Consider the following 13117-nt stretch of genomic DNA (forward strand, 5'->3'; position numbering starts at 1 on the left):
AGCTCAAATGAGCTGTTTTTTTATTGAAGATGCTTGCCTTCATATTCATTGTTGCTGTTATCATACGTATTAATAAAGATTGCTTCTTTATGTCTATATATAAATTCATAGTTTAAACCCTTTTCATCTTTAAATACGACAGTGACGTAATAATGACCTGATTTTTCATCATACCACGGTTCTATTTTTTTGATGTTTTCCTCAAGTTCTCCGTTAGCCTCTAAATATTGCAACACAGCTGTTTCAGACTTTTTTTCCATCCAAGAAAATCCGTATAATTCTCCATATAGGTAGACAGAAAATCCGATTATTACAAGCGAAACTAAAAAAACAAATAAATTTTTAGCCAATATTACAACACCTCCATTTTAGTGTAATTTTACTCTTTTATTGTTAGATTGTCTATTTAATGGTAAAAAAACCTAAAGAAAAAGGTGGTTTCTTGATAATTCATTCGTATAAGTTCCTTGTTTTATTCGTAAATATGTACGAACAATTATAATTGATATATTGACACGTACGTATATGTGTAATACGATAATCAAAGTTATGAAAGTGTTTACATAATAGAGCTAAAGCAAGAGGGGATAAGCTTTCGTAGCAATAATAGAGAAACCGTATTGGCTTAAATGGACAAGTATAAATGCTACTCAACAAAGCTGACACGGCAGGGAGGAATTCACAATGAAAAGGAATGGATCTCGAAGGTTTTTGATGTTTTTCTTGGCAGTTGTTCTCGTAATTCCGCAGTTTTTTCTTTTAAGCACAAATTCAGCAGTAGTTAAGGCTGCCACAGAGCCGGTCTTTAAAAGGGCTTCTGTTCATGACCCTTCTGTTATTGAGGCAGACGGGGAGTTTTATGTTTTCGGTTCTCATCTTGCCTCTGCAAAAACGAAGGATTTTATGCAATGGGAGCAAGTCTCCTCCACTGTGTCTGCAGAAAATCCTCTGTTTGAGAATGTTTTAGAAGAGCTGAAGGAAACATTTGATTGGGCAGAGTCCGATACACTCTGGGCAGCAGATGTTATCCAGCTTGAGGATGGAAAATATTATATGTACTATAATGCCTGTAAAGGTGATTCTCCCCGTTCAGCACTTGGTGTTGCCGTTTCTGATAGTGTAGATGGACCATACAAGGATCTTGGCATTATCTTGAAATCAGGCATGTGGGATGAGGAAAGCGAGGACGGCACGATTTATGATGCGACAAAGCATCCGAATGCTGTTGATCCTGATGTGTTTTTCGATAAAAACGGCAAGCTTTGGATGGTGTATGGCTCCTATTCCGGCGGGATTTTCATCCTTGAAATGGACCCGGTAACAGGCAAGCAGCTTCCAGGCCAAGGCTATGGGAAAAAGCTTCTTGGCGGCAATCACAGCAGAATTGAAGGCGCCTATATTCAATACAGCAAGGAAACAGATTATTACTATATGTACTTGTCGTTTGGAGGATTGGATTCGACTGGCGGCTACAACATGAGGGTCGTCCGTTCAAAAACTCCAGATGGTCCGTATTATGACGCGGCAGGCAATGATATGACGAATGTAAAGGCAGATCCGACATTGCCATTATTCGACGACAAATCAATTGAACCGTATGGCGTTAAGCTGATGGGCAGCTACCTGTTCAAACGAGAGATTGGGGAAAGCGGAACAGGAATTGGCACAGGCTATGTCTCACCAGGACATAACTCTGTTTATTACGATGAAAGCACAGATGAACAATATTTAATTTTCCATACCCGTTTTCCTGAAAGAGGAGAGCAGCATGAACTTCGTGTTCACAAAATGTATATGAACGACGAGGCTTGGCCTGTTGTGTCTCCATATGAATATGCTGGTGAAAGCCTGCAGGATGTAGCTGCAGCGGATATATCCGGCGACTATAAGTTTATTAACCATGGCAAAGATATTTCAGCAGACATTAAACAGTCTGTTTTAATAAGTTTGAACAATGATGGAAGCATTACCGGTCAGGTTTCAGGTACGTGGAAGGAACAAGGTTCTAATAAAGCAGAGCTGACGATTGACGGTAAGGTATACAATGGCGTGTTTGTCAGCCAGTGGGACCCAACTTCGAAATCGAATGTAATGACATTTACAGCTACATCAGATGAAGGTGTATCTGTCTGGGGCAGCAAAGCGGAAAGTAAATCAGATGAAGAAATAGTCGAGGCAGTGAAAGCTGGTCTTGATTTAGGTGATACAACAGCGGTTATCAGCAACTTGAAGCTTGTAACAGAAGGGCTGCGCGGTGCGGTTATTAGCTGGAGCTCCTCCAATGAAGAGGTTGTCACAAGTGAAGGAAAAGTCACAAGACCGACTAATGGAGAGGCTGTTAAAGTGACATTGACGGCAACAATCACAAAAGGGGAAGCTACGGCTAGTAAAGCCTTTGAGATTACGGTCTTGCCAGAGGAACAAGGCAAACTTGCTGCACACTATGCGTTTGAAGGCGATTTAAAGGACAGCACAGGCACGCAAGCAGATGGACAGCCAACAGGAAATCTCATTTCTAACACAGGTGGTACAATTTCTTACACAGAAGGTAAAACTGGCCAAGGTGCAATTTTTGACGGTGCATCAGGCGTACTATTGCCAAAGGGACTGATTTCCAGCAATAAATACAGCGTATCCTTCTGGCTGAACCCTGAGCAGCTTACTAATTATACGTCTGCGTTTTTTGGAGCCAAAACAGATGCAAACTGGATTAGTTTTGTACCGAAAGGCAATGATGCTGTCAGCAATAACAGCATGATCTGGTCGAATAGCGACGGTTGGTATGATGCAGATGCAGGCACACAAATTCCCGTCAATGAATGGTCTCATATTGCCTTTACTGTTGATAACGGACAAATCAATATTTATATCAATGGCGAAAAAGCATTCAGCGGCACAGAATTCTTTAATGTTTTCACAGACAAAAATGCCCTGTTCGCTCTAGGTGTGAATTATTGGGACACCCCATTCAAAGGGCTGATGGATGAAGTGCTTGTGTATGATTCTGTTGCTTTGACAGAAGATGCGGTTAAGGACTATTACACTACTGGAACAATTCCAGTAGTTGCGGAACCAGAAACACCAGCTCCAGATGATGAAGAAGAAATAGACAAGCCGGATGAGAACGGCACGCCAAGTCCAGAAGATGGAACAGATAAACCGGACGATAACGGCAGTCAAGAAAGTGGCGGCAATGACACGAATGATAACGAAGAAGGAAGCAGTAATACGACGGAAGATGGTGAGAAGGACAGTGTGAAAGGGGAAGGACATGGACTGCCTAATACGGCAACAAATTCCTTCAATTATTTACTGGCAGGTATTGCCATGATTGTGATTGGTGCATGTGCGTTTCTTTTTAAAAAGAAAAGGGCTAGAATAGAATAAGAAAAAAATCCCTCAAAGAATTCATTTTGAGGGATTTTTATTTGCAGGATAACTAGATTATCGAATAAAGAAGTATTAGTATAAAGGTTGCAGATTAGACTGATTATAATGAATAAAAAATAGAACCTAATTACAGGAGCAAAAGAATGAATGATATTAAACAAACAAGCACGGTAAAAATAAAGCTAGGACAAACCTTCCCACTGACAATTAAGCGGCTCGGAATTAACGGAGAAGGTGTCGGTTATTTTAAACGGCAGGTCGTTTTTGTCCCAGGCGCCCTTCCAGGGGAAGAGGTTGTTGTTGAGACAACAAAAGTTATGCCGAAGTTCTCAGAGGCAAAGGTCAAAAAAATCCGCAAAGCATCACCATTCCGTGTACAGGCACCTTGTCCTTTTTATGAACAATGCGGCGGCTGCCAGCTTCAGCATTTGGCTTATGATCAGCAGCTTCGCGAAAAACGCGATATTGTTATTCAATCACTTGAAAGACATACTAAGCTGAAAATTGAAAATCTCGAAATCCGTCCGACAATCGGTATGGAAGACCCATGGAATTACCGTAACAAAAGCCAATTCCAAATCGGCCAGCAAAAAAACGGCAAAGTGATCGCAGGGCTTTACGGTATTGATTCCCATCGCCTTGTGCCAATCCAAAACTGTATGGTTCAGCACCCGCTCACTAACAAAGTGTCAGAAGAAGTCCGCAACATCTTAGAAGAGCTACAGGTGCCAATCTATAATGAACGGACCCAAAAAGGCATCGTCCGTACCATTGTAACAAGAGCAGGCTTCCAATCAGGAGAAGTACAGGTCGTCTTAATCACGACCCAAAAAGAAGTGCCGCGCAAAAAGCAAATTATGGCGGAAATTCAAAAACGTCTGCCTGAAGTGAAGTCACTCGTGCAAAACATTAATGGCAACAAAACATCCTTAATATTTGGCGAGAAAACGATTCATCTAAGAGGAGAGGAAGTTATCCAGGAAACACTCGGTGACTTGAACTTTGAGCTGTCAGCCCGCGCCTTCTTCCAGCTGAATCCAGTGCAAACAGTCAAGCTGTACGACGAAGTTAAAAAAGCAGCCAGACTGACAGGCAAAGAGAAGATTGCTGACGCCTATTGCGGAGTCGGAACAATCGGCTTATGGCTTGCAGACGGTGCCAGCGAAGTCCGCGGCATGGATACAATCGAAGCAGCCGTTCTCGATGCCCAAAAAAATGCCGATAGACACGGCATCAAAAACGCCACATACGTAACCGGCACAGCTGAGCACTGGCTTCCAAAATGGGTCGAAGAAGGCTGGCGCCCAGACGTAGTAGTAGTCGATCCGCCAAGAACCGGCTGTGACCGTAAGCTGCTTGACGCCATCAAAAAGGTCAAGCCGAAAAAGTTTATTTACGTATCCTGCAACCCATCAACATTGGCGAAGGATATTGATTATTTGAGCAAGGATTATAAGGTAGAGTATTTGCAGCCTGTGGACATGTTCCCGCACACAGCGCACGTTGAATGTGTGGCACAGCTCGTATTAAAATAACAATCACATAAAGCAAATCAGACCCTGCTTTCGTAAAATAATTTGCGATTGTAGGGTTTATTTTAAGTATTGTTTCACTAACAAAATGCCTAATTAACCATGTATTTAATTAAACAGAGTAATAATACAGACTTTTTCACTTTTGTGTGAAAAAGTCTGTATTAAATTATTTTAGTATTCCTCCTATACTGAAATCAGTGATAGAAAGTGCTTTCAAAACACAAATGTGGAGGAGGAATTACTAATGAGTGATACATGGTTAAATTTAAAAGGAAAAGTTGCGATTGTAACAGGCGGTGCCTCTGGTATTGGTTTGGAAATTACGAAGGGACTTTTAAATAATGGAGTTAAAGTTGTAGTTGCAGATTTAAATGCAGAAGAAGGAGCTAGAGAAGATGGTTCTTATTTTCTAAAATGTGATGTGACAAATAAAGAAAGTGTTGATAACACTGTTTCTAAAACAGTTGAAATGTTTGGCACTGTAGATATCTTAGTAAATAATGCTGGTGTTAACTTGCCAAGATTGTTAGTGGATGATAAAGGGGAAAGACCGGAGTATGAATTGAGCGAGGGTGATTTTGACTTTATGGTAGCAGTAAATCAAAAAGGTCCTTATCTTTTTGCTCAAGCTGCTGCTAAGGAAATGTTAAAGCAAAAGAAAGGTGTCATTATTAACGTTTCGTCTGAAGCTGGTCAAGAAGGTTCTGCTGGGCAAAGCTGTTACTCTGCTACAAAAGGTGCCGTTATTTCTTTCACTCGTGCATGGGCAAAGGAACTTGGAAAGTTTAATATCCGAGTTGTTGGTATTGCTCCCGGTATCATTGAAACAACAGGTTTAAGAACAGATGCTTATAATGAAGCGTTAGCATACACTCGCGGCGTTACTGTAGATGGATTATCCACAGATTACAGCAAATCCATTCCTCTTGGAAGAGAAGGCAAACTAACAGAGATTGGCGATTTGGTAACCTATTTAGCTTCCGATCGTTCCAGCTATATCACGGGTACAACATTGAATATTTCAGGAGGAAAATCTAGAGGTTAACAGTGAAGTCAGAATGCCTTTAATGATTGTTTAAAACGAGGTTGACTGTCATTCACTTTAAGTTTTTCTAACCTGCTGTTTTGGCATTCATTTAGCAAAGAGGTGGTAGAATGTCTGACTTTACATTAGAGGATAAAGTAATTCAGATTATAGAATTATCGCAACAAAGAGACTATAGCTCTTTAGAGTTTTTAGCAGAAGCTTTAGGAGTAGGAACTAGATCTGTCCGAAACTATATCAAGAAGGTAAATGAGGAATTAGAGGGCATTGCATGTCTTGATAACAAAAGAGGCAAAGGCTTCTGGTTATCCATACAAGATCAATCTAGCTTTGACCTTCTAATGAATCACATCAGCTCTAAAAAAAATTTAATGGATTCATCGAAGCGCCGTATAGCTTATATCATTGAAAGGCTTATTAATAATGAGGTCATAATCACTTTAGATGAGCTGGCTTACGAGATGAATATAAGCCGAACCACACTCGTAAATGAATTGAAAAAAGCTTCTGTATCGTTGGAAGCCTATAATCTTAAAATTCATGGTAAACCAAATACAGGAATTAGCTTAGATGGTGTCGAGCTGGATATTCGCTTTTTTATCATCAATAATGTCTTTGAAATGATTTACAGGTCCTATCCATTAGATCAAGACATCGAAGAAGAAATAACAACAATTGCTGCCCGCCACGATTTCGAATCTAGTACACAAAAGCGATTGATGGAATTTGTAATAGTAATGCTCGATCGACTGTTGAAAAATCAACCATTAAAAAAAGTAAAGGACAGTCATTTAAAGCTCAAGCATACGCATGATTATCAAATCGGTTTAGAGATTGCCGCCGTCATTGAAAAATGTCTTCCAATCACAATCCCGGAAAGTGAGATAATTTTCATTACTATTCCAATCGCGGGGAGAAGGACGCCAACAAATAATCGCTCAATAGAAAATATTGCAATACCAGGTGAGATTAAGAGATTACTAGAGTTAATTGTCGAAAATATTGGCTTCAAAAAAGATATTATCGAAGAAAATGAATCATTCTTTATCGATTTGCAATATCATTTAACATTTATGATTAACCGATTAATGTTTGGTTTGCGAATAGAAAATCCGATGTTAATGGATGTCAAAGAAAAGTATCCAGTAGCTTTTCAAATGGCAAAGATTGCAGGGGACATCATTAACAAGGAATATGATTTAGATGTTTCAGATGATGAACTCGGTTACATCGCTTTCTATTTTGGGGTGTTCATTTCGCAGAGTGAAGTGAAGGTTAAAAGCATTAGAAAAGCAGCAGTTATCTGTGGAACAGGAAGAGGAACAGCTAAGCTAGTCTCCAATCAGCTGCAGCGCATCCTCAATAAAGAGACAGAATTAAAACTTTTCTCAGAAACAGAGGTAACAAAAGAACTTCTAAATGAGTTTGATATTATCTTTTCTACAGTAAAACTTTCTATTCAAACTAGCAAACCGGTTATTTTGATAAATGAAATCTTTGATGAACAAGCTATTTCTCGAAAAATAGACGAAGTAGCATATATGCAAGCGTTTAGGATAAAGGCTGATTCTAATTCGCATTCATCCATTTTAAATCATTTAATAAGCAAAGAAAGCTTCTTCCTTTTAAATAGTAAGGTTGATTATCATGATAACTTATACACGATGGTGGATGAACTGGTTAAGACCGGACACTTGGATCATGAGTTCATAAACCGACTTAAGGAAAGAGAGAAAAAAGGATCAATGGTATTTGATCGTTACATTGCAATACCACATACCTTTAATTATCAATCTGATCAAATTAAGCTGGCACTAGGAGTTTTCCCCGATACAGTAATCTCTGATGGAAAAGATATAAAACTTATGTTCTTATTAGGCATTCCAGAACAACAATCTGAAATGACCGAACATCAGCTAGTGAGTGTTTATGATGAAATTATTCGAATAGCAAATGACGAAAAGGTGATAAACCAGCTAGCTAGTGCAGCAAATTATGAGGATGTATCAGAATGTTTAAAAAAGATTAGTAAGTTTAGTTAATCGTTATGCAATATTTTGTAAGCGTTTATCTTTGCAGCTGGAGAATTTAATGAAAAGGGGTAAGGAAATGTTTTTAGGATTTATTATATTGATTGGTATTGCATGGCTGTTACAAAGTATTTTTGGTTTTCTACAAATTAAACATTTCAATAGGAAGTATAGTGAATTAAGGCGCTTAGGCCGTGTAGCTATTGGCAAAAAAACCGGTATGTTCAGAGCAGGAACGGTTGTTATGTTCGCCATTGATAAGCGAAATAACATTATAAAAGCCGCTAAAATGCAAGGAGTTACGGTGTTTTCCCGAGTGCGAGAACTAAAAGGGTTTGAAGGGAAAAATCTATTGAAAATTTCAGATGGAGATTATAAAGGTATAAACAAATTAACAAAGTATGCAATAGAAGATGCTTTAAAAAGCTACGATGTTATTTCTAAAGGCGGAGAGTTAAGAGTTAAAAAAGGCTGGATTGATTATCTAATTCCTAAAAAAAGCTGACAGAAAAGGAGAGATTAGTATATGGATATCTTAATTAAAGGCGCAGAGAAATTTATGGACTTGTTCCGGCATGGGGGCGAGACATTTATAGGAATGGTAACAGATATTGTTCCTTTGTTAATCATGCTGCTGGTTGCGATGAATGCACTTGTCCGTTTGGTTGGGGAAGAAAGGGTGGAGAAGCTGGCAAGAAAGTCTGCGAAAAACCCATTTACCCGCTATTTTATCTTACCGATCATCGGTACATTTATTTTAGCTAATCCAATGACATTATCATTAGGCAAGTTCTTGCCTGAAAAATATAAGCCAAGCTATTACGCAGCTGCTTCCTATTCATGCCACACTCATAACGGGTTATTCCCGCATGTTAACCCAGGAGAATTATTTGTTTTCTTAGGTGTTGCAGCAGGGATTACGGCACTAGGTTTTGATACTGCAGAATTAGCTCTTCGTTATTTCCTAGTTGGGATTGTAACGAACTTCTTGCGAGGCTGGATCACAGATTATATGACAGCCTATGTAGCTAAACAACAAAATGTAAAATTAAAAGATACTGTTAAACTATAATAAATGGTGGTGAAGGAAAATGAAAACATATCAAGCTATTAAAATATCAAAAGGTTCAGGCGGATTTGGCGGACCATTAGTCATTACACCAACAGAAGAAAAAAATAAGGTTGTGTATATTACAGGTGGCGAAAAACCTGATATTGCAGATAAAATTGCTGAATTAACTGGTTGTGAATTAGTGAATGGTTTTAAAACAAGTGTTCCTGAAACAGAAATGGCATGTGTCATTATTGATTGCGGCGGAACATTGCGTTGTGGTTTATACCCGCAAAAACGCATACCAACAATTAATATAATGCCTACAGGTCAAAGTGGTCCATTGGCGAAACATATTACGGAAGACATCTATGTGTCAGGTGTAAAAAAAGATAATATCCAGCTTGCAGACGGGGAAGTGCTGCAAAACACAGCGAATACTCCTGCTGAGAAAACGGAAGAAAAAGAATATAAATATGATTCCAGCAAAAAAATTAGTGAGCAACAGAAACCAAAAGGTTTAATGGCAAGAGTTGGCATGGGAATGGGGAATATCACAAGTGTTTTCTATCAAGCAGGCCGAGATGCAATTGATACCGTAATTAAAACGATCCTTCCATTTATGGCCTTTGTTGCCATGCTAATTGGAATTATCTTAGAAACAGGCATTGGCGATCTTTTTGCAAGTATTTTATCACCATTTATCGGTAATGTTTGGGGATTGATGGCGATAGCACTTGTTTGTTCCTTCCCGCTGTTATCACCATTTTTAGGACCTGGTGCTGTTATTGCTCAAGTAGTAGGAACGCTAATTGGTGTAGAAATCGGTAAAGGCAATATTCCACCACACTTAGCACTTCCTGCATTATTTGCAATCAATTCACAAGCTGCAGCCGACTTTGTTCCCGTAGGGTTAGGATTAGCTGAGGCAGAGCCTGAGACAGTGGAAGTCGGAGTGCCGGCTGTGCTGTATGGCAGGTTTTTGACAGGAGCGCCAACCGTTTTTATCGCTTGGCTTGCTAGTTTTGGACTTTATGAATAACCATATAACAACACAGTTTGAATAGCACAAAAAATTTTAGAGTAAAAGGAGTAAAAAACCATGCAAAAGAAATATGAAACAGTCATTAATAAAATAGGTCCTTCAGTATCCGCATTTCTTGGCGACAAAATGTTGATTCTTTTTGGAGAAAATGCACCAGCAGAACTTGCTGATTATTGCTTATCCATTACGGTAAATAATATTGACAATGAAATAAAAGCAGGAGATACACTTCAACTAGGGGATAAAAACTATATAATTACATCGGTCGGAGATGCTGTGGAAAAAAACCTGACAGCCCTAGGACATATCACTCTCAAATTTGATGGATCGGAGAATCCAGAATTACCAGGAACGCTATATTTAGAAGACAGTGAAATAGCTGATGTGAAGCAAGGCGACATCATCCGAATATATTAATTATTTTTTGTCAGTAAAGTTTATAGCTTAACATTTCTAGGTAATCAGATAAATGGTCGTCGGAAGTTAAGCTATTTTATTTTTTCCTAAAGGGAGTGGAAATATGAAACTATTCATTGATTCTGCAGACATAAACAAAATTAAAATGCTTACTGAATACTATTCTATTGACGGCGTAACCACAAACCCAAGTATTATCGTTAAAGAAGGCAAACCTTTTTTACCTTTACTAAAAGAAATCCAAAGCAGTCTAGGCGTAGAGAAGGAACTTTTTGTGCAAACAATTGCTGACAAGGCAGAAAACATAGTGGAAGAAGCAAAGTACATTCAGAAGTCATTACAAGGGAATATAGTAATCAAGATACCTGTGACAAGCGAAGGCTTAAAAGCAATTAAATTGTTGAGCGGCATTGGAATTCGGACATTAGCAACAACAGTTTATACTCCCTTAAATGCATACTTAGCTGCCAAAGCAGGTGCAAACTATGTAGCTCCATATGTGAACCGAATTGATAACTTGACAGGCAACGGTATCCAAGTTGTCAAAGATATAGTAGAAATATTCGTAAAATCTAATTTTAATTGTGAAGTATTAGCAGCAAGTTTTAAAAATACCCAACAAGTACTAGAGGTTTGCCTAGCAGGAGCACATGGGGTTACAGCTTCTCCAGACATTATTGAAGCATTTCTTAAAGTTCCATCTATTAAAGAGAATGTAGAAACATTCAGTAGAGAATGGTATGAATTATACGGAAATAAAAGCCTTTTGGATTAAGTGGAAAGAAGGGGAAGCAGATGATAAAAGCGATTGTTTTTGATTTTGACGGATTAACGATTGATACAGAATACGCTTTATATGAAAGTTTTTGTGATATTTTAGAAATGGAACCAGGAAAACTGCCAATAAGTGAATATGCTGTCCATATTGGCACTGATTCTAGCAGCCTTTATAATTTTATCCTAAGCCAATCGAATGGGCTTTTAACAAGAGACGAAATCATCGAAAAATCAGCTGTTTTACATAAAGCAAAATTGAGTAAGCCTTTTGCACGAGATGGAATCGAGGATTATTTGAAAGCAGCTAAAGAGCTAGGGTTAAAGATTGGCTTGGCATCAAGCTCTTATAGGGATTGGGTTGAACATTTTTTAAAGGAGTTGAACATCCTTCATTATTTTGATGTTATTCAAACAAGAGATGATGTCAAAAAAGTGAAGCCAGATCCAGAGCTTTATAAAAATACAATCAAGCTTTTAGGAGTTAATCCGCAAGAAGCAATAGCATTTGAAGATTCAGCTAATGGTTCTAAAGCTGCACTTGCAGCCGGTCTAAACTGTGTAGTAGTTCCAAATAAAATTACAGAGCATCTTCCATTCGAGAATTATCATTTGAAATTAGCGAGTATGGCAGATAGATCACTGCAAGAAGTGATAGAGAGTATGGAGAAATCTGTTAACTTGCTAGAGAAGTAAAAAGACGACACTTTCAGTTATGATAAGATAATGTTTTTACAATTAATAATGATAAAAAAATAGACCAACACCTGTAAAAGCTTTGCAGGGGTTGTGTCTATTTTTTTTTCCAAAAGTGAAGTTTAAGTGAATTATAATTCCATGTAATTAAAATAATAGCCAGCTCCACAAAAACGAGGAACTGACTATTTCTCTATTTAAATCACAAAGCCCCCATACCACCATCAACCCGATACTGCACACCTGTAATAAACGCACTTTCATCCGAAGCAAGGAATAGAACGAGATTGGAGATGTCCTCGGATTCTCCGTATCTTCCTAATGGAATTGATTTTTCCATGTCTGCTTTCGCTGCTTCAGCTTGTCCTGGTGCGAAGCCTTCTTCTAATGAGCGCATCATTCTTGTGTTCACTGGGGACGGGTGAACGGAATTGACACGTACTTTGTATGGAGCAACTTCTACTGCAGTGGCTTTTGTTAGGCCGACGACTGCGTGTTTAGATGCAATATAAGGTGTTACGTTCGGGCTGCCGCTTAGTCCGGCTACAGAAGAAGTATTGATAACACTTCCGCTTCCTTGTTCCTTCATGACGGCTAACACATGTTTTAGTCCTAAGAATACGCCGCGAACGTTAACGGCAAGAACTTTGTCTAAGTCTTCTACTTTTTGTTCTGTGATTGGAGCTACTTTACCTTCGATTCCTGCGTTGTTAAAGAAGACATCTATTCTGCCGAACTTCTCGACAGTTTTCTTTACATAGTTTTTCACATCTTCCTCTTGGGATACGTCTGCTTGTATAACGATAACTTCTCCGAAGGCTTCTAATTCTGCTTTTGCCTGATTAAGAGGTTCTTGAAATAAATCTACTAGAACTACTTTGGCACCTTCCTCTAAAAAACGTTTTGCTGTTACTTTCCCAATTCCGCCTGCTCCTCCAGTAATAAGGGCTACTTTGTTCGCTAATCTTGACAAAATGATAACCTCCTCTAAAAAATAACGCTTACAATTTGCTGCGCTAAATATTGTGACAATTGTGTGAATAATAAACCTCTATTTATTATAGGCTAACATGGCGCAAGATTTCTAATGAAAAGCCTTATTTCAATAGTGTTTAAAGGCTTTTTCGGCGTTGG

12 protein-coding genes are annotated in these 13117 nt (G+C 38.6%); 10 read left to right on the plus strand and 2 right to left on the minus strand.

The window, feature by feature from the left end; all coding sequences use genetic code 11:
• Positions 1–20: 20 nt before the first annotated feature.
• Positions 21–350, minus strand: a complete 330-nt coding sequence (locus tag L8T27_RS02755; RefSeq protein WP_233316325.1) for a DUF3139 domain-containing protein — start codon at positions 348–350, stop codon at positions 21–23.
• 334 nt (positions 351–684) lie between these two features.
• Between L8T27_RS02755 and abnB the strand changes: the two genes are divergently transcribed.
• The 10 genes from abnB (at position 685) to L8T27_RS02810 (ending at position 11983) form a co-directional block, all read left to right on the plus strand.
• A complete protein-coding gene (gene abnB, locus L8T27_RS28615; protein WP_282581416.1) occupies positions 685–3387 on the plus strand; it encodes an arabinan endo-1,5-alpha-L-arabinosidase AbnB in 2703 nt (900 codons plus the stop codon).
• 146 nt (positions 3388–3533) lie between these two features.
• Complete coding sequence (gene rlmD, locus L8T27_RS02770; RefSeq protein WP_192486419.1) at positions 3534–4925, plus strand: 23S rRNA (uracil(1939)-C(5))-methyltransferase RlmD; 1392 nt, start codon at positions 3534–3536, stop codon at positions 4923–4925.
• 244 nt (positions 4926–5169) lie between these two features.
• Entirely contained in the window at positions 5170–5970 is an 801-nt protein-coding gene (locus L8T27_RS02775; protein ID WP_237940691.1) for an SDR family oxidoreductase, read from the plus strand.
• A 110-nt stretch (positions 5971–6080) separates the two neighbouring features.
• Positions 6081–8012 (plus strand): BglG family transcription antiterminator, encoded by a 1932-nt coding sequence (locus L8T27_RS02780; protein WP_237940692.1) that lies wholly within the window; start codon positions 6081–6083, stop codon positions 8010–8012.
• A 67-nt stretch (positions 8013–8079) separates the two neighbouring features.
• Entirely contained in the window at positions 8080–8505 is a 426-nt protein-coding gene (locus L8T27_RS02785; RefSeq protein WP_237940694.1) for a transcriptional regulator GutM, read from the plus strand.
• 21 nt (positions 8506–8526) lie between these two features.
• Positions 8527–9072 (plus strand): PTS glucitol/sorbitol transporter subunit IIC, encoded by a 546-nt coding sequence (gene srlA, locus L8T27_RS02790; protein ID WP_233316330.1) that lies wholly within the window; start codon positions 8527–8529, stop codon positions 9070–9072.
• 19 nt (positions 9073–9091) lie between these two features.
• Complete coding sequence (srlE, locus tag L8T27_RS02795; protein ID WP_233316331.1) at positions 9092–10093, plus strand: PTS glucitol/sorbitol transporter subunit IIB; 1002 nt, start codon at positions 9092–9094, stop codon at positions 10091–10093.
• A 60-nt stretch (positions 10094–10153) separates the two neighbouring features.
• A complete protein-coding gene (locus L8T27_RS02800; RefSeq protein WP_237940696.1) occupies positions 10154–10513 on the plus strand; it encodes a PTS glucitol/sorbitol transporter subunit IIA in 360 nt (119 codons plus the stop codon).
• A gap of 103 nt (positions 10514–10616) precedes the next feature.
• Entirely contained in the window at positions 10617–11288 is a 672-nt protein-coding gene (locus L8T27_RS02805; RefSeq protein ID WP_233316333.1) for a transaldolase family protein, read from the plus strand.
• 23 nt (positions 11289–11311) lie between these two features.
• On the plus strand, positions 11312–11983 hold the full coding sequence (locus L8T27_RS02810; RefSeq protein WP_237942227.1) for an HAD family hydrolase: 672 nt from the start codon (positions 11312–11314) through the stop codon (positions 11981–11983).
• Positions 11984–12185: 202 nt separating this feature from the next.
• On the opposite strand, the gene L8T27_RS02815 is transcribed toward L8T27_RS02810, so the two are convergent.
• Positions 12186–12956, minus strand: coding sequence for an SDR family NAD(P)-dependent oxidoreductase (locus L8T27_RS02815; RefSeq protein ID WP_233316334.1), 771 nt, complete (start codon positions 12954–12956; stop codon positions 12186–12188).
• Between the last annotated feature and the right edge of the window lie 161 nt (positions 12957–13117).

Origin of the sequence: Niallia sp. Man26 (assembly GCF_022049065.2) — a bacterium.
In the GTDB taxonomy this organism is placed as follows: Bacteria; Bacillota; Bacilli; order Bacillales; family Cytobacillaceae; genus Niallia.

Bases quoted from the DNA above. Each gene is read 5' to 3' on its own strand.
- abnB (WP_282581416.1), top strand. From the start codon at position 685: ATGAAAAGGAATGGATCTCGAAGGTTTTTGATGTTTTTCTTGGCAGTT.
- rlmD (WP_192486419.1), top strand. From the start codon at position 3,534: ATGAATGATATTAAACAAACAAGCACGGTAAAAATAAAGCTAGGACAA.
- L8T27_RS02775 (WP_237940691.1), top strand. From the start codon at position 5,170: ATGAGTGATACATGGTTAAATTTAAAAGGAAAAGTTGCGATTGTAACA.
- L8T27_RS02780 (WP_237940692.1), top strand. From the start codon at position 6,081: ATGTCTGACTTTACATTAGAGGATAAAGTAATTCAGATTATAGAATTA.
- L8T27_RS02785 (WP_237940694.1), top strand. From the start codon at position 8,080: ATGTTTTTAGGATTTATTATATTGATTGGTATTGCATGGCTGTTACAA.
- srlA (WP_233316330.1), top strand. From the start codon at position 8,527: ATGGATATCTTAATTAAAGGCGCAGAGAAATTTATGGACTTGTTCCGG.
- srlE (WP_233316331.1), top strand. From the start codon at position 9,092: ATGAAAACATATCAAGCTATTAAAATATCAAAAGGTTCAGGCGGATTT.
- L8T27_RS02800 (WP_237940696.1), top strand. From the start codon at position 10,154: ATGCAAAAGAAATATGAAACAGTCATTAATAAAATAGGTCCTTCAGTA.
- L8T27_RS02805 (WP_233316333.1), top strand. From the start codon at position 10,617: ATGAAACTATTCATTGATTCTGCAGACATAAACAAAATTAAAATGCTT.